Here is a 245-nt window from a genome sequence, read left to right on the forward strand (position 1 = left end):
GTAATGAAGTGCAGGAAACGGAAGAGGGCACGCATGACGCACCAGGTATTATCGGAGATAAATGGCAATATACAGGCCAAACAACAGCAGAAAATGGTATTACAACACATATATATCAACGCATTCAATCAGAAATACCGAACGAGGCACCACAAGAGACGCCAGTCGCGTTAGAAGTAACACGTTATGTGGATGGCGAAGGTAATGAAGTGCAAGAAACGGAAGAAGGCACACATGATGCGCCA

The 245-nt window shown here is 45.3% G+C and carries 1 protein-coding gene; it reads left to right on the plus strand.

The annotated features are described in order from the left end of the window. Positions 1-245, plus strand: a 245-nt coding sequence (locus CD041_RS00575; protein ID WP_142380822.1) for a hypothetical protein, incomplete at both ends; no start/stop codon positions are given.

The sequence above is a fragment of the Staphylococcus lugdunensis genome (assembly GCF_002901705.1).
In the GTDB taxonomy this organism is placed as follows: domain Bacteria; phylum Bacillota; class Bacilli; order Staphylococcales; family Staphylococcaceae; genus Staphylococcus; species Staphylococcus lugdunensis.